Below are 16,529 nucleotides of genomic sequence, written 5' to 3'. Positions count from 1 at the left end.
TTTATGTTTCGTGTTTTCTGGGTTCATTTCAATAGGATTGGGCTTTTTTGCAGGGGAAAAATACTATTCTATATAATATTTCTTAATAGTGTAGTGTTGCTTTACAGCAAAGTATGAAATTTGCATTTTTATATAAAAATTATTAAATTGATCGGTTTTCCTGACAATTCTTGAGAAAAAAATCAATAGTATATTTTTCCATTTTTTACTGTAATATGAGGGTGCGCTTACAAATATAGGGGAAAGTGCATATCACAAGGGGTGGGAGTTGTTATGATGAAAGTCGCAAAGAAAAAAATAGTACCGTTGTTATTAGCAGGCGGAATACTAGCTGGGGGAGGCATTGTAGCTGAAACTGCGTATGGAGCTGAAACGGAAGTTCTTCAGCCAAAGTCAGTAGAGTATGAGATTCAGATGATGAAAGATAGTGGCATGACGTTGGAACAGGTAAAACAATTTGTTGAAATTTCTAAAGAAGGAAAAGAGTTTTTGAAAAAGATGCGAAAATTAAAGCGGAAAAAGATTTGAAAGAGATTGATGAGTTAAAAACAACACATCCAGAAGAAGCGAAAGAATTGTATTCTAAAATTGATGATCCTGCATATAGTCAAAATGAATTAAATGGTCTTGTTGCGTTAGCAGGATCTGCTTTAGGTACAAAAGGGGATGTTTTAGTCAGTTATGAAATTAATTCTGGAAGTTCTTCTATCGGTGTAGGACACACAGCGATCGTATCAAAAGATAGTAGTCGTACAATAGAATCATTTGCAAAAAGTTGGAGCCCAACTGGTAAAGATGGAGTCCAATATTACCCTAATACATGGAAAGGACGTTCTAAAGTTTATGGTCTATGGGTGAAGGGAGCTAACAATACAAAATATTTAAATGCAGCTTCATATGCTCAGGGGCAAATTGGAAAAGGGTATAATTGGTCATTCTTCGATAAAAATAGAACGGATAAGTTTTATTGTTCTTAATTGGCATGGCGTTCTTGGAGAAATCAGGGTATTGATATTGATAATGTTACTTGGGACACTGTTGTTACACCTATGGAATTAGTAAAATCATCAAATACTACTATTTTCTATTCAAATTGATAAACTATATTTTATAGAGCAATCGGCATTTATTTGTCGATTGCTTTCACTATATATGTGAGGTGATTACATGCTAAAGAAATATATTTCCTTAGTCAAAGTTATAATATGTACAATGTTTCTTTTTGTAGGTTGTTCTAAAAATGTTAATGGTGGTAAAGAACTTAAAAACATTCAACAAGCGGACTATCTTGTATCCTATTCAAATGCAATGAAAGATGGTGGTTACATATATGCATATGATAAGAAAGGAAATACGATTAGTAAAATGGAAGTAGATGGTCAAAGTATGATGAGCAATGCAAAAGATGAAAAGGGATACTACTTTTCATCAAATAGAAATAACAATCATTATGCAATAAATAAGACAGGCAAGGTACAAGGGATCAATAGACCTAAAGAATTACAAGATGTAAACGCAGGGGCATATTTCATCCATGCAGAACAAGGATATGTATATTATGATGTGAATATTGGATTGGTAGACGAAAAGAAGGGATATACAAGTGAACTTGTATATTGGAAAGATAGTGACAAAAGGCAAGAAAGTGTAGAACTAAAGGGAACGATTCAAGGTGCGCATATTATTGAGAATCATATATACGCATTTTCACAAACACTAGACAAAGTATATATTTCAGAAATAGATTTGGCCATAAATAAAAAAACAAACGAATTTGAAATTCCTAATGAAAATGTGTATTTTGCACCAACTGCTCAAAAAATAATTTTTCAAAAGTATAAAGATAAATTATTGTTCGTACTAAGTGATAATGTAAATCAAAAGTTACCACCTAAATTAATTATGGTAAATACAAAGACTAGAGTAGTAGAAAAAGAAACAATATTAGACGAAAAGCAATTCATACCTGTTCTAGTGCAGGTGGTTGAAGATAAGGTGTATATTTTAAATAATGATGAAAAAGTGAAAGAGCTAGATGAGAACTTGAACATCATACGTACATATTCATTACAAAGTGACAAAAATACAAAAATCACTAGAGAGGATAAAGGGATTTCTGATATACAAGTACATGGTAATAAGTTATACATCTTATACAAAGATATGAATCCAAAGAGTAAAACGAAACAATTGGTAGCTGAGATTGAAGGATATGATTTGTTAACAGGGGCTAGTATTGAAAAGACTACTTTACAATTAGAGAGAAAATGGGATGATATAACTTTTCTTATGGTGAAAGAGTAGAGAATATACGTAAATGGAACAAAAAAGGAGGTGGCTTTGCCACCTCTTTTCCGTTAGTCACGAATAGCCTTAATAATAAAGCGATGTTGCTTCACATCAAAATATCCTTTTTGCAAGATGATTTCATGTATACGATATAGTTCCTCATAATACCTTTCGACAGTAAAATCAGAAATTTGCCACGGAATTGCTTTTAAATAATAGACAATAGCGCCAATATCATAAAAGCGTTGGAAAGGGAATGCTTCTTTTGCATCTAAGATAGTAAATCCATTTTCCTCTAACTCACTACATGCTGCTTCGAGTGACCAACTTGCAAATTCGCTATTTAGTGGTGAGCCAAACTGCTCATTAAGTACCGCGCAATCAAGACCACCAACTTGTTGTGTAAGAAAAACGCCATTTCGAGAAAGGATTCTGTTTACCTCAGAGGCAGCATATGATTCATGTTGATTCATGATTAAATCAAACTGACCATTTTGAAATGGTAAAGCAGTATCATTAATCACTTCGACGACTGTAACTCCTAAAGGCTCTAATTTCTTCCGAGCAATTGGCAAGTTTGGAGTATAGCCCTCAGTCGCATAAATAGTTGATGGGAACGGTTGTAACATAGATAAAAACTCTCCGCCGCCAGTACCCATATCTAGCAGTGATTTTGCACGCTGCATAAGCTGGTAAGCAGTGCTACCATACGACCAAGATAAAGGCTCGCTCTTCATTCGGCCAGTTTCTGAAATAAAAGAAAAATCCCAGCCGCTAAAATGTGTATTTGCACTTTCTAATAAAGTTAAAAATAATGGATCACGTTTCATAATTATGTCCTCCTATTTTTCAATGAATGATATGATGAGAAAGGAAAAAGGGAGGACCTCTTATGAAAGAGAAGCGGTTTTACGTTTCGTGTTCGAATAGATTCATATAAAGTTACTCCTTGTGAGAATGGTTATTTATATATTCGGGATTAGTAAGTGGAAATCCTTTGAACTTATGAGGGAAGGTCGTTGTTTGAAAACTGCCATTCATGCTGTTCAACAATCGGGCCATTAAATGGAATAAAACTTATTGAATGAAACGGGATAATGCAATACATATTGATTACATGCACTTCAATATTTTTGAATTTTCTTAAATTCTCTCTTGAACCTCTAGTTACTTTAGGTTTTATAATGAATCTATACTTTTAATAGGGGGATTTGGATGAATAAGGATAAAAAGTTTTCTATTGGAGAATTCTCAGGGAAAACGGGAATACCAATTCCTACTTTGCATTACTATGATGAAATCGGGTTGTTACAACCAGAAAAGAATCCTTCTTCAGGGCACCGCATTTATAAGTATCACGATATTATAACCTTACAAAAAATTTTAAGTCTAAAATTTCTAGGCTATAGTCTAGATAAAGTCATTAATTTGTTACACGAATCAAGTTTTGGTGTTGATTTGAATGAAAGTTTGTCTCTCCATTTGCAAGTGTTAGAAAGAGAACACGAACAAATTGAGCAATCAATGCAAGCAATTAAAAGAGTAATGAAGTTAGTCGAAGAGGAAGAAGAAGTAGATAGTACTGTATTGTTTAGTCTTATTTACGGTAGGAATACAGAACATACACACAAAGAATGGATGGACCGCCATAAGTTAACAGATATCGTGGAAGAATTATCAAAGAAACGAGAAGAAGATAAAGTTGCCTTGGATAAAACGTTTATTCAATTGTCTAAAAAGGTTAAACAATTATATGGTAAACCAGTCGAGTATTCGAAAGTACAAGAGATGGTTAAGGCATATATAGGAGGGTCTTTTTCATTTCTTAGTGAAGATTTGATACAAAAGTTAGCTAATACTAGTGTGGAAGAACTGGATATGCAAGAACTTGAAAATATGATACCTTCGCCTTTCGTAGAAGATGAACAAAAATGGCTTAATCAAGCGATGGAATATTATATGAAGCAAGTAGAAATGGAAGAGGGATAGATTTTATGAGCAATTGTAGGTGGCTTAGCTTCATCGAAATAATGCAATAGACCTTTCATTGAAGAAGGGGAATATTGGAAAAATACGTTTGTTATTGCTTTATTCAAAAGAAAGAAACGCTTATACTTCATTTTTGAAACATAAGCGTTTTTGTTTAAAATACTCAAAAACAAAAATCCTTTGGTAAAGTATCATTTTTAATAACCGTTCTTAACCCATGTTTTATAATCCAAGGGTTAACAGGATGCTGTTTATCACGCAATTGCTGCAACCATTGAAAAACAAGTTCTTTATCTTCTTTCGTAATATCGTTAATATGATTGGCTACAGATTTTTGAACATATTTAGAAGGGTCATTCATTAAAGGTTCAAGAAGCTGTAAATTGTACTTAAAGTCACCTTTCAGAGCTCCTATTTTTTTAGCCCAAGGAAGCCTTGGTCTTGTACCTTCAGAAACTAATCTTCTAATGTGGCTGTTTTCGTCATGAAGCCACTGTTGTAGTATGTCTAGCGTGTCTTCATGGTATGTTTCAAGAAAAGGCCGAATGGCATATTCAGCAGTATTCCTTTTTGTTATTTCATACATGGCGTTGAATGAGGTTTCAAAATCGTTAAGTCCATATTTTTCAACGTATTTTGCGATAGGCATGTACATATATCCGTTTGTAAATGTGCCTACTTCTGTTGTATTTTCTGGTCCCAAAGTTCTCAGTAATATATGTATTGCTTCATTAAAATCTTTTTGTAAAGCATTGTGTAATTCATCTGCCAATACTTCAATACGCTGCTTTAACTCTAAATTTTCAACTTTACATGTTACGGAAGATACAAAGTTTCTTTTAGAGAAAGTAGGATCGTGTTTACAAATAGAATCAGCCATTTTTTCTGCTAATTCTTCGTTAAACAAAAATTTTAGCGGAACATATTTACTCATTTTTTCACCTCGGTGGTCAGTTAAAAGCAATTTTTATTTTTTAATCGACAATCCATAAACTAAAGTCTCACTTGGAGTCGTAATACTAAAACCAGTCGTCTTATAATCAAGTTTCACCGTATCACCAGTGTAATCTTTCGTGAATGAATCCATTTGTACAATAAAATCAGCATCTTCATATACAACATCATCTGCAACATATGTATCCCAAATTAAATCGACATCAACGAAAATACTACAAGAGTTTGTCATTGTTCCTCTAATACGAATAATCTTTTTGTCTTCACGTTCTAGACTATGTATAGCTGCTTTTGCTTCATCAGTAATGCGAATGTTCATGGTATCCCAACCTTTATTTATATTTCCTTTATTATTGCAAAAACAAGAGCAATAGGGAAGTAAAGAGGTTTGTAACAAAAAACGAGCAAACAAATTTGTTTGCTCGTTTCGTTTCATTTTATTTTAGTTCACATTTATCAAGTGGAATGACTTTTGTTTTCTTCGTAAATTTATATCCTAACCATAGTACTAAGAAGAGTGGTAAACCGATGTAAGAAACGAGTACACCGTTCCAATCGATTGATTCGCCCATAAATGCGCCGTAGTTTTGACCTAAAATTACGATGACACAAAGTGCAAATGCAAAGATTGGACCGAACGGGAACCATTTTGCTCTATATGGTAAGTCTTTTAAATCTTTTCCTTGTGCGATATATGCTTTACGGAAGCGATAATGACTAATTGCAATGCCGACCCATGCGATAAAGCCAGACATTCCTGATGCGTTTAATAACCAAATGTATACAACACCGTCACCGAATAAAGAAGCAATGAAAGCGATACTACCGACAATTGACGTTACGATTAATGCGTTAACAGGTACACCGCGGCTATCTAATTTACCAAGAAACTTTGGTGCTTTCCCTTGGCGAGCTAAATCCCAAAGCATACGAGTTGATGCATACATACCAGAGTTACCAGCAGATAGTACTGCCGTTAAAATAACAGCGTTCATAACAGAAGCAGCAAAGGCAACGCCCGCTTTTTCAAAAATAAGTGTAAATGGACTTACTGTTACATCACTTGCGGCAAGGCTTTCAGTTGTATAAGGAATTAATAAACCGATAACGAGAATCGCAAGAATATAGAATAAAAGAATACGCCAAAAGATCGAACGAATTGCTTTCGGAATATTACGTTCTGGATCAGAAGTTTCACCAGCAGCTACCCCAAGTAATTCAGTTCCTTGGAATGAGAAACCAGCTGCCATAAATACACCGATAATTGCCATGATGCCGCCGTTAAATGGTGCATCTGCAACTGTGAAGTTTTTAAAGCCAACAGTTTCGCCGCCCATAATTCCGAAAATCATCATAAAGCCGACAATTAAAAAGATAATAATAGTAACCACTTTAATAAGTGCGAACCAATATTCAGATTCACCAAACCCTTTAACAGATAAGTAGTTTAAAAGGAAAATAATAGCTAAACATAATCCGCTCCAAATGAGGGAAGGGGTATCTGGGAACCAAAATTTCATAATTAATGTTACAGCCGCTAGTTCAGCAGCTATCGTAATTGCCCAGTTATACCAATAGTTCCATCCAAGTGCAAAGCCAAGTGATGGATCAACAAATTTTGTTGCATACGTACTAAAAGATCCAGTAACAGGCATGTAAGCTGCGAGTTCAGCTAAGCTTGTCATTAAAAAGTAAACCATAATTCCAATTGCGGCGTATGCAACTAATGCACCACCAGGTCCAGCTGTGTGGATCACACCACCACTGGCAAGAAATAGTCCGGTACCAATTGTACCACCGAGAGAAATCATCGTAAGGTGCCGTGATTTTAAACTACGTTTTAATTCACCTTTTCCATTTGTAGTTTCTGTTTTAGAGGTAGTTTGATTCGTTGCGCTATTCATGTTCAACACTCCTTTTCTTGTAAGATAGGAAGGAGCGGGGGAGAAAAATACAAAAAACCGCCAAAGGAATTTGGCGGAACGTTTCACAAATAACCACCCCATCATACCCTTCCGTTAAGATAGCACCCCACGTTTACACGGTAATTTGTAAACGTGACAGTTCTGTTCCTTTCGGAGACAGCCCCAGCTCATATTTCCAGAGAAGAAATATAAACTTCGGCAACTTTTCCTTTCAAACGGAGTCGGTGACATTCTCTATGTCTCGTCCGTTTTACTCTTAAAAGTCGCAACCTCTACCTCATCGGATTGATGAGGATTTATATATTGCTAAGATTTTTAATATATGGCAATTGTAATGAGTTTCTGAATATATTGCAAGATATTTTGTTAGGAAAAGTCAAAAAATATCGGTTATTGTATAGGAAACGCTTGCAAAACTCCACCCGAACCTACTATTATGTAGCAATAAGCAAAGAAAAAATTGTTATACAAATGTTTCGCAAAAAATATTGAAAAACCCTTTAAAATTAAAAGAAAATTCAGAAAATATAATTCGACATAACTATCAAAAGAGGATTATTCCTTAAATTCGTTTCAAAGAATAAGTATAAATCTGATAAATAGAATGAATATTCTTTTTATTTCTGATAAAATTGAGGTATTGTTTAATTGAAAAGGGGAAATCAATATGAAATTAGAAACAGAAAGGCTCTATATAGTGCCGTGTACAGAAGAGAGTATTCACGTTGCTAATGAGCAAGGATATAATAGTGGTCCACATATTGTAGGGCATGTAGAAAATATAAAACAAAATAAGACTTTATTACCTTGGGGGGCGTGGTATGTCATTCGCAAGGAAGATGACATCGTTTTAGGTGATATAGGGTTTAAAGGGAAACCAAATGAGGAGCATACAGTAGAAATTGGTTACGGTTTTATTGAGAAATATTGGAATAAAGGGTATGCGACAGAAGCTGTAAGAGAACTAATAAATTGGACTTTTCAAACAGGAGAAGTAGAAACAATTATTGCGGAGACACTTCTTGAAAATGAAAGATCGATTCGTGTATTAGAGAAATTACATATGAAAAGAATTGGCACTACAGAAACAATGATTAATTGGAGAATGGAAAAATGAAAAATACCGCTCGAAGTATATCGGGCGGTATTTTTATCATTATGGAAGCATTTGTTTTTGATCATTCGGATATTTGGCTGTCGATGCGTTAGAACGATTGGAATGATTGCGAACAGCAATGAAAATAGAAATAATAACGACAAGGCCAACTGCCACGTAAGAAAGTGAAATAATAGTCGGATCCACTTTAAATGTAGTGAGCAGTGTACGAATGTTTGTAAAGATAATAAGGCCACCAACTAATACGCCAAGTAAATGTGCTGGAACGATGCGTACTAACCATGCAGCAATTGGAGCTGCGACAATACCGCCAAGCATTAACGCAAATACCCAAACCCAGCTTACTTGTTCCCAGCCAAGTGAGATGAAGAAGCCAATTGTTGCAGCAAGTGAAACAGGAAATTCACTCGTATCTACAGATCCGATAACTTTTCTAGCCTCATTTCCTCTTGCTAAAAGTACAGGTGTCGTAATCGGTCCCCAGCCACCGCCACCAGTTGAATCAACAAATCCAGCAAATAAGCCAAGCGGAACAAGTTGTTTAGCAGACATACGTTTCTTTGAAGTGACAATTTGTTTTTGAATGATGAATCGTAATAAAATATAAACCCCTAAAGTAAATAAAAATACGGAAATGTACGGTTTAATGACATCGCCAGGTAAATTACTTAAAAAACATGCCCCAATAAATGCGCCAACTGCTCCTGGCAATGTAAGCCTGGAAACGGTATATTTATCAACGTTTCCAAATTTGATATGAGATGCACCAGAAGCGGCGGTTGTAACAACTTCAGCTAAATGAACAGATGCGGAAGCGACAGCCGGTGCGATACCAAACATTAATAATAGTGAGGTAGATGTTACCCCATACGCCATTCCAAGCGCTCCATCGATCAATTGAGCGAAAAATCCAATAATAGCAAAGACAATTAATTTCTGCATAAAAAATCCCCCTGTAATAGTAAATGAAAAAGGCACTTTTCCCGTGTGAGAAAAGTGCCTTTGGTTTTTCCAATCAGCAATATTGAAATTTGTTTCATTATAATACACATTAATCGTATAAATCAACTGGGTTTTAAAGTTTTTTGAATTGAACGAAAGAAAAATAAAATATACAATAAAAGGATGGAGAGAAAGGGGAGAAAGACATGTTACTATTTGATCATCTCGTTCACGCAGTTCATGGCACACCGGAGGAAGCGGCAAAACAAATGCAGGAACTTGGATTTCATACTGTATTAGGCGGAGAGCATACGAACTGGGGTACTTGGAATAGTTTAAGTTATTTTGATTTATCATACATAGAATTTCTGGCAGTTCAACATGAAGAAAAAGCGAAAGAAGCAGAAAATCCATTAGTACAAGAAACAGTGGTGAAATTACAAAATGGAGAAGGAATGCTACAACTCGCAATTCGAACAGATGCCATTGAAGAATTAGCAGTGAAATTTAGTCAGCATGGTTTACATACGATAGGGCCATTTGAAGGGAAGCGTGTGAGAAAAGATGGCAGACTTTTAGAATGGAAAATGTTATTTGTAAAGCAAGAAGAGAACAGACCGAAATTACCTTTCTTTATACAGTGGAATGAAACAGATGAAGAAAGAAGAAATGATTTACATAAAATAGGAACGATCACTGAACATAAAAACAAAGTGCAACAAATTGAAACAATTCATTATGCAGTGAAAAATGTTAGAGAAACGGTGCGGAAATGGAAAGAAGTAATGGAGCTAACTGCAAGCTCAGTCGTAAAAAGTGAAGAGTGGAATGCTGAATGCCAAAGTGTATCATTCGGTGACATTCAAGTACAGTTTTGTGAACCAATTGGAGAAGGGGTAGTACTAGAATGTTTGAAGAATCATGGCGAATATCCATTTGTAGTGGAGTTTAAAGGGGAAAATAAACGAGAGCATGAAGTGTTAGGTAGTTTGTACATATATTAATAGAGGTGAACGTTGTGGAAGAAATGCTTAGAGAGATAGAGAGAAAACTAGAATGGCCTCGTATTGTAAAGTGTACAGCTATTTCAAAAGGTTTTTCACATGAAGATAAATATAAAATTGAATTAAAGAATCGAGAAACATATTTTGTAAAAGTATGTGATGCGGTTAATTCTGAACGCAAACAAGAAGAATATACGTATATGAAACAATTAGAGTTATTACATATTCCAACGCCCAAATTAATTCATTTCATAAAACTTGAGAAATTAAATAAATGCGTTCAAGTATTTGAATGGGTCCAAGGTGTAAATGGTGAAGAGAGCTTAAGTAAGCTAACGGAGGAAGAACAGTATAATGCAGGAAGAAAAGCTGGAGAAGTATTAAAGCGAATCCACTCAATTGAAAGAGAAAGTACAAGTAATAAATGGGAAACATCTAGATGGAATAAGTACGAAAGATACATAGAGGCATTAGCAGATTACGAGGTGAACTTTCTGGATTTGAAGCCTGTATTAACCTTTGTAGAAAATCATAAAGATTTATTGAAAAATCGTCCAATCACATTTTTACATGATGACTTTCATCCAGCAAATACTATGATTCATAACAAGAAGTTTATCGTTATCGATTTTGGTGGGTATGATTTTGGCGATCCAATACACGATTTTTATAATGTAGCGATTTTTACTACAAGAATAAGCAAACCATTTGCAGTTGGACAAGTTCACGGTTATTGCGGAGGCGAACCATCGCTTCAATTTTGGCAACTGTATACATTATATGCAGCAATGACATTCCCAGCGGATATCGTTTGGACAAACCGAAGCACACCGCATTTAGTAGATGATATGAAGGAAAGGTTAAACGGAATTTTAGAAGATCATAATCAATTTTCATCCTATATTCCAAAATGGTATCAATCAAGTGAATTTAATAAATAAAGGAGGAATTCATATGGACAAAATAGCGGTAATTTCAGATATACATGGTAATATTCCAGCTTTAGAATTTGTACTACAAGACATTAAATTGAGAGGAATCGAACGTATTATTTGTCTTGGAGATTTAGTAGGAAAAGGACCTCATTCTAGTGAAGTGATTGAAATCATTCGTAAAGAATGTGAAGGAGTCGTAATGGGAAACTGGGATGATTTTATTACAAAACCGACTGAATTTGAAGCGTTAAAATGGCATCAAAAACAATTATCAGAAGAACAAAATGATTATTTAAGAAGCTTACCATTTTCAATCGAGTTTTATATGAGCGGCAAACTGATTCGTATGTTCCACGCTTCACCGAGAAGTTTATATGAAAGAATACAACCACATGCCTCAAGAGAAGAGCGTATTAGTATGTTCGAAAACAGTGAGCTCACGGAGAATATAGAAGGAGAAAGAAAACCAGATGTCGTTTGCTACGGTGACGTTCACCAAGCATTCGTTCAAAATTTCAGAGGGAAAACGTTATGTAATGCTGGTAGCGTAGGAAATCCGCTTGAAATTACACAAGCTTCTTATTTAATATTCGAAGGAATTTACAATGAAAAAGAAGCAGCGAGCTTTTCCATTCAACTCGTACGTGTACCGTATGATATTGAACTTGCCATTCGATTAGCGGAAGAGCTCGATATGCCAGAAATTGAAGAATACAAACAAGAATTACGGACAGCTTTATATCGAGGGTTTAAGGGAAAGTAAGCCAATCATAATATATCAACGATTTTTCAAATATATCTATCATAACTTAAAATATATCAACGATTTTTTCAATATATCAACGATTTGACAAAGGATATCGACTTACCGACAAATAGTGACATGAATTGTTACTTGTAATTATATTATGTTAACTGATTAAAGGAGGGAATATCATGTGTCGAAAACAAAACATCAAAGAAATTATTGATCGTATTTTAACGTTAAAATTAACTCATCCAATTAGAGTTGGAGTAAGTGGTATTACAGCTTCAGGAAAAACAACATTTGCAAATGAACTAGCGGAAGAAATAAAAAAACGAGGGTTACCAGTAACACGTGCTAGCATTGACGATTTTCATAATCCAAGATTGATTCGCTATGCACAAGGTAAAGATTCTGCAAGAGGGTATTATGAAGATGCACACGATTATACAGCTTTCAAAGAAAGGTTATTAAAGCCTTTAGGACCAAACGGGAATTTACAATATGAAACGATTTCTCATAATTTAAAAAAGGACATCCCTGTACATAATGAGCCACTAGTGGCCACGCAAAATATGATATTAATAGTAGATGGAACGTTTCTATTGAAAAAAGAAGTTGAGCATTTATTTGATTACAAAATCTTTGTAGATACAGATTTTGAGATTGCGAGAAAACGTGGTGCAAAGCGCGAGACTGAGGTTTTTGGAAGTTATGAAGAAGCAGATAAGATGTTTTTGAATAGGTACCATGCGGCCTGTAAGATGTATATAGATGAGCATAATCCGAAAGAGTGTGCGGATGTTGTATTTCGGAATAGTGATTTAGAAAATCCAGAAGTTATATTTCATGAGAGAAAGTAATACACAATCAAAAGTATATGTATAGCCTTTTATTTATAGTTATAATTCTCGTATAATTAAATTAATTTATAGGAAGTGAAAAACGGGGGATAAGGCAATAAAAAAACGTAAAAAGGGGATAGGAAATATAATGAATGAAGTACTAGAACTAAAAGAAGAACTGCTACAAATTAAAAATAATAATTATGCTGTACCAGAAGACGTAGATGCACATCCATATGCACAGTGGATGTTAGATTATATCGGATCATCCGATGCTGAATTACGTGATGATTTAATTTATAGTACGCTTCACAAATGGATTACAAATGATGTGTTTAGACAAAAAGAATTACGAGGGTTAATGTTACAGGCAATTAGTCCTGATTATTTATTTTATAAAATTGGTGAAAAGGGAACAGACTCTGTTTTTAAACGTGCGTTCTCTGTATTAATTCCACCACTTATTTTATCTGTTCATGAAAGAGAACCATTGTTATCGGAAGAACAACTGTACAGTGTGGCAGAACAAGTGTTGGAATATGTATATTTAGAAGAAGATGTAAGGGGTTACGTAGAAGGAAAAGGCTGGGCACATTCTACAGCACACGCTGCTGATGCGCTAGATGCGTTAGCGCGTACAATACGAAATCGTGAGTTTTCATATGCAATACTAGCTGCTGTTCGTCAGAAGGTTCGTTTAAATGACTACGCGTACATACACTTTGAGGATGAGAGATTAGTAAAACCAATTATGTCGTTACGTAACCAAAATCTTTTAACGGAAGAAGAGTGGGGCAACTGGCTACATAGTATAGCAACTGTTGAAGACGTCCGACATCCGCAGCATGCTATTTTAGTACAAAATATTAGATCTTTCCTGAGAAGTTTATATTTCAGAGTTTTAGAGACAGAGGGTAGCACAGCTTTTACAGATGATATATTGGAGACTTTGAGGGGGGGGCGTAGGTATTAAAAATGGTCCAGCCTTAGAAACCAAGAATAGATATTAATTTTGAAAAATTTATTAGAAATTTATTTTTAAATTGTACCCTTTCAGTATAGGTTGAAAGGGGTGTCAAATGAAAAAATTATTGAAGTTAGTGAAAATAATTTTTTTAATGTGTATTAGTATTATTTTCTTTGGAACAGGCGCTGTATTTATATATCATAACTATCAATTAAAAATGGAATCGAAATTAATGAACAATAAAGGTGAACTTGTTAATTTCGATAATAAAAAAGTGAATGTTTATAATGAGGGGAGCGGGGAGGACACGTTTGTATTTATGGCCGGTTCTGGAATTGCCGCTCCTGTTTATGAATTAAAAGGCTTATATAGGAAATTTTCGAAAGAAAACAAGATTTCTGTAATTGAGAGAGCTGGTTATGGATACAGTGATGTTTTTCAAGATGATAGAGATATTGAGACGATATTAGAACAAACGAGAGAAGCGCTTATTCGAAGTGGAAATAAACCACCTTACATTTTAGTACCACACTCTCTATCGGGAATAGAGGCTATTTATTGGGCACAAGAATATCCAAGTGAAGTAAAAGGGATTATTGCGTTAGATATTGGTTTACCTAAACAGTACGAATCTAATGAAATAGGCATGGTTGATTCATTAAAAATAAAAGGGATGAATATTTTAACGAAAATTGGTTTTCAGAGATTAGCTCCCTCTATTACTTATAATCCCGAAGTTATTCGTCAATCCTTTTTAAATGAACAGGAAAAAGATATTTATAAAGCGCTTACGTATAAGAGGGCTTTTAATGATGATATGAAGCAAGAACTTTTACAAAGCTACAATAACGGTAAAAAATCAAATTCCTTATCGATCCCAAAAGAAACACCTATGTTATTTATAGATGCGATTGCTAGGCAATATAAAGATTCGAAGTATACAAAGCAAAAAAACGAAGATTATAAGAAGTTTGCTAGCAAGTTATTAATAGCTGATGTGAAAATAATTGAAGGTACACATAGCATTTATTTATACGCTCCTGATGAAATATACAAATTTGCTATGGACTTTATTAAGAATAAAGTAATGGAGAACTAAGCTATTGTTATTTTAGCGATGAAAGGTCTACATAATGAAAGTATATAACATATTAATTGTTGAAGACGATTTAATTATAGGAGATTTATTACAAAAAATTTTGCAGCGCCAGAAGTATAATGTGTATTGGGAGAAAGAGGGAAGGAAAGTTCTTGATGTAATTCATGAAATAGATTTAGTCATAATGGATGTTATGTTACCAGGTGAAGATGGTTATCAAATTACAAAGAAAATAAAAAATCTAGGACTAAATATTCCAATTATATTTCTATCAGCTAGGAATGATATGGATAGTAAACTAAAAGGTTTAACTATTGGAGAAGAATACATGATAAAACCCTTTGATCCTAGAGAATTATTGTTAAGAATTCAGAAAATGTTAGATAATCAATATGGTACTTTCACGCAAATTAAACATTTATTTTTAGATGCAGAATATAAAAGAGTTTTCATTAATGGTTTACGTGATGAAGTTGCTTTTACTGCAATTGAGCGTAAGATATTCTTCTATTTGTATGAAAATAGAGATAGAATTTTATCGAAAGAACACTTCTACGATTACCTATGGCAACTCGAAGATAGAAATCAAAATATCATGAACGTACATATAAAGAAAATCAGGAACAAAATTGATGATAAAACAGGGGATATTATACAGAATATATATGGAGAAGGGTATAGACTAAATACCTATACGAAGAAATGAACTTAAAGAAAAAATATCAGTTACTACTATTCTCCGCTATTATTAGCGTACCACTGTTATTGTTGTCGATTAGTATCTTTGTATCAGTTATTTATAATGTTGTCTTTAAAACTAAAAATAAGAACATCCCTTTTCACGAATCCTATGCATATCCTACTATGATAATCATATTTTTATTATCACTATTAGTATTAGCTCTTGTATTTTCAAAATCGATTAACACCGTATTAAATAAAATTAATGTATTAAATCAAACGATTCGAGATTTAGCTAGTGATAAAAAAACCCCTAATATAATAGATGTTAAAAGCGATGATGAAATGGGAAAACTAATTAGGTCAGTAAACTTGCTTATAGAGAGAACGACTTATCGAGAATTGGAACTACAACAACAGGAACAAATAAAAAAGGAACTATTAAATAAGTTACGGCATGACATTAATACCCCCTTAACAGCGGTCAGATTACAATTATATTATTTAGAAGGTGAGTACAAGGAACAAGCACCAATACTTGAATCACTTTATGAGCAGATACAATATATAAGTGATTTAACTAACGAATTTAATATTCAATCTACAGAGATCTTAGAGAATACTTATATTGTGAATGATGAAGTGAATATACATAATTTAATCGAAAATATGATTAAAAAATGGAGCTATTTGTATAGCATTCATAAAATTGAATTAGTATATAATCCACAAGATAAAGAGTTGATATGGAATAGTAATGAGTTATGGATTCAAAGGCTATTTGATAATATTTTTCAAAATGTCCTTAAACATTCAAAAGCTAATAAACTCAAAATTATTATAGATGAAGATATTGTTTCTTTTAGAGATAACGGGATTGGGTTTGATATAAATAGTAAAGGAACGGGACTTGGTTTGAAAAATATTGAAGATATATCAAAGATGTTCGATATAAAATACACTTTACAATCAAATAGTGAGGGGACTATGTTTTCATTTGAAAATACTAAAGTTTAGAGCAAAGCACATAAAACCAA

The 16,529-nt window shown here is 33.8% G+C and carries 18 protein-coding genes and 1 riboswitch; of the genes, 13 read left to right on the top strand and 5 right to left on the bottom strand.

Annotation, left to right across the window (positions count from 1 at the left end; all coding sequences use genetic code 11):
- The first annotated feature begins 273 nt into the window (after window positions 1-273).
- The 3 genes from ACYVEC_RS28205 to ACYVEC_RS28195 all read left to right on the top strand — a co-directional run bounded on the left by ACYVEC_RS28205 (window position 274) and on the right by ACYVEC_RS28195 (window position 2,304).
- Window positions 274-528 (top strand): hypothetical protein, encoded by a 255-nt coding sequence (locus ACYVEC_RS28205; protein WP_460509357.1) that lies wholly within the window; start codon window positions 274-276, stop codon window positions 526-528.
- Complete coding sequence (locus tag ACYVEC_RS28200) at window positions 525-977, top strand: hypothetical protein (RefSeq protein ID WP_231428459.1); 453 nt, start codon at window positions 525-527, stop codon at window positions 975-977. The genes ACYVEC_RS28205 and ACYVEC_RS28200 overlap by 4 nt, the downstream gene beginning before the upstream one ends.
- Before the next feature lie 190 nt (window positions 978-1,167).
- Window positions 1,168-2,304, top strand: coding sequence for a hypothetical protein (locus ACYVEC_RS28195; protein ID WP_460509355.1), 1,137 nt, complete (start codon window positions 1,168-1,170; stop codon window positions 2,302-2,304).
- A gap of 53 nt (window positions 2,305-2,357) precedes the next feature.
- On the opposite strand, the gene ACYVEC_RS28190 is transcribed toward ACYVEC_RS28195, so the two are convergent.
- Window positions 2,358-3,119 (bottom strand): methyltransferase domain-containing protein, encoded by a 762-nt coding sequence (locus ACYVEC_RS28190; protein ID WP_098555999.1) that lies wholly within the window; start codon window positions 3,117-3,119, stop codon window positions 2,358-2,360.
- A 385-nt stretch (window positions 3,120-3,504) separates the two neighbouring features.
- Here ACYVEC_RS28190 and ACYVEC_RS28185 point away from each other — a divergent pair, with 385 nt between their 5' ends.
- Window positions 3,505-4,278 (top strand): MerR family transcriptional regulator, encoded by a 774-nt coding sequence (locus tag ACYVEC_RS28185; protein ID WP_460509353.1) that lies wholly within the window; start codon window positions 3,505-3,507, stop codon window positions 4,276-4,278.
- A 163-nt stretch (window positions 4,279-4,441) separates the two neighbouring features.
- Here ACYVEC_RS28185 and ACYVEC_RS28180 read toward each other — a convergent pair whose 3' ends face one another.
- The 3 genes from ACYVEC_RS28180 to ACYVEC_RS28170 all read right to left on the bottom strand — a co-directional run bounded on the left by ACYVEC_RS28180 (window position 4,442) and on the right by ACYVEC_RS28170 (window position 7,136).
- A complete protein-coding gene (locus tag ACYVEC_RS28180) occupies window positions 4,442-5,212 on the bottom strand; it encodes a DNA alkylation repair protein (RefSeq protein ID WP_098556002.1) in 771 nt (256 codons plus the stop codon).
- Between the two features lie 33 nt (window positions 5,213-5,245).
- Window positions 5,246-5,551, bottom strand: a complete 306-nt coding sequence (locus tag ACYVEC_RS28175; protein ID WP_142332764.1) for an iron-sulfur cluster biosynthesis family protein — start codon at window positions 5,549-5,551, stop codon at window positions 5,246-5,248.
- Window positions 5,552-5,669: 118 nt separating this feature from the next.
- A complete protein-coding gene (locus ACYVEC_RS28170) occupies window positions 5,670-7,136 on the bottom strand; it encodes an amino acid permease (RefSeq protein ID WP_063225258.1) in 1,467 nt (488 codons plus the stop codon).
- 112 nt (window positions 7,137-7,248) lie between these two features.
- Window positions 7,249-7,440, bottom strand: a riboswitch (Lysine riboswitch).
- A gap of 384 nt (window positions 7,441-7,824) precedes the next feature.
- On the opposite strand from ACYVEC_RS28170, the gene ACYVEC_RS28165 reads away from it, so the two are divergent.
- Window positions 7,825-8,274, top strand: a complete 450-nt coding sequence (locus ACYVEC_RS28165) for a GNAT family N-acetyltransferase (protein ID WP_199677755.1) — start codon at window positions 7,825-7,827, stop codon at window positions 8,272-8,274.
- Between the two features lie 39 nt (window positions 8,275-8,313).
- Here ACYVEC_RS28165 and ACYVEC_RS28160 read toward each other — a convergent pair whose 3' ends face one another.
- Window positions 8,314-9,216, bottom strand: a complete 903-nt coding sequence (locus ACYVEC_RS28160; protein ID WP_098556005.1) for a sulfite exporter TauE/SafE family protein — start codon at window positions 9,214-9,216, stop codon at window positions 8,314-8,316.
- 206 nt (window positions 9,217-9,422) lie between these two features.
- On the opposite strand from ACYVEC_RS28160, the gene ACYVEC_RS28155 reads away from it, so the two are divergent.
- From ACYVEC_RS28155 to ACYVEC_RS28120, 8 genes are all read left to right on the top strand, one after another.
- The gene (locus tag ACYVEC_RS28155) at window positions 9,423-10,220 is read left to right on the top strand and encodes a VOC family protein (protein WP_098556007.1); all 798 of its coding nucleotides are present in this window, start codon (window positions 9,423-9,425) and stop codon (window positions 10,218-10,220) included.
- Between the two features lie 14 nt (window positions 10,221-10,234).
- A complete protein-coding gene (locus ACYVEC_RS28150; protein WP_460509349.1) occupies window positions 10,235-11,161 on the top strand; it encodes an aminoglycoside phosphotransferase family protein in 927 nt (308 codons plus the stop codon).
- Between the two features lie 13 nt (window positions 11,162-11,174).
- On the top strand, window positions 11,175-11,918 hold the full coding sequence (locus ACYVEC_RS28145; RefSeq protein ID WP_275719578.1) for a metallophosphoesterase family protein: 744 nt from the start codon (window positions 11,175-11,177) through the stop codon (window positions 11,916-11,918).
- A 173-nt stretch (window positions 11,919-12,091) separates the two neighbouring features.
- A complete protein-coding gene (locus ACYVEC_RS28140) occupies window positions 12,092-12,763 on the top strand; it encodes a nucleoside/nucleotide kinase family protein (protein ID WP_098556011.1) in 672 nt (223 codons plus the stop codon).
- A gap of 130 nt (window positions 12,764-12,893) precedes the next feature.
- Window positions 12,894-13,718, top strand: coding sequence for a DUF2785 domain-containing protein (locus ACYVEC_RS28135; protein WP_275719579.1), 825 nt, complete (start codon window positions 12,894-12,896; stop codon window positions 13,716-13,718).
- A 106-nt stretch (window positions 13,719-13,824) separates the two neighbouring features.
- Window positions 13,825-14,811, top strand: coding sequence for an alpha/beta fold hydrolase (locus ACYVEC_RS28130; protein ID WP_098556014.1), 987 nt, complete (start codon window positions 13,825-13,827; stop codon window positions 14,809-14,811).
- A 34-nt stretch (window positions 14,812-14,845) separates the two neighbouring features.
- The gene (locus ACYVEC_RS28125; protein WP_098556016.1) at window positions 14,846-15,517 is read left to right on the top strand and encodes a response regulator transcription factor; all 672 of its coding nucleotides are present in this window, start codon (window positions 14,846-14,848) and stop codon (window positions 15,515-15,517) included.
- On the top strand, window positions 15,514-16,509 hold the full coding sequence (locus tag ACYVEC_RS28120; RefSeq protein ID WP_098556018.1) for a sensor histidine kinase: 996 nt from the start codon (window positions 15,514-15,516) through the stop codon (window positions 16,507-16,509). The genes ACYVEC_RS28125 and ACYVEC_RS28120 overlap by 4 nt, the downstream gene beginning before the upstream one ends.
- The last annotated feature ends 20 nt before the right edge of the window (window positions 16,510-16,529 follow it).

The sequence above is a fragment of the Bacillus sp. MN7755 genome, from assembly GCF_054771475.1.
The sequence above is the reverse complement of the archived record's forward strand: the minus strand, read 5'-3'. Positions and strand labels throughout refer to the sequence as shown.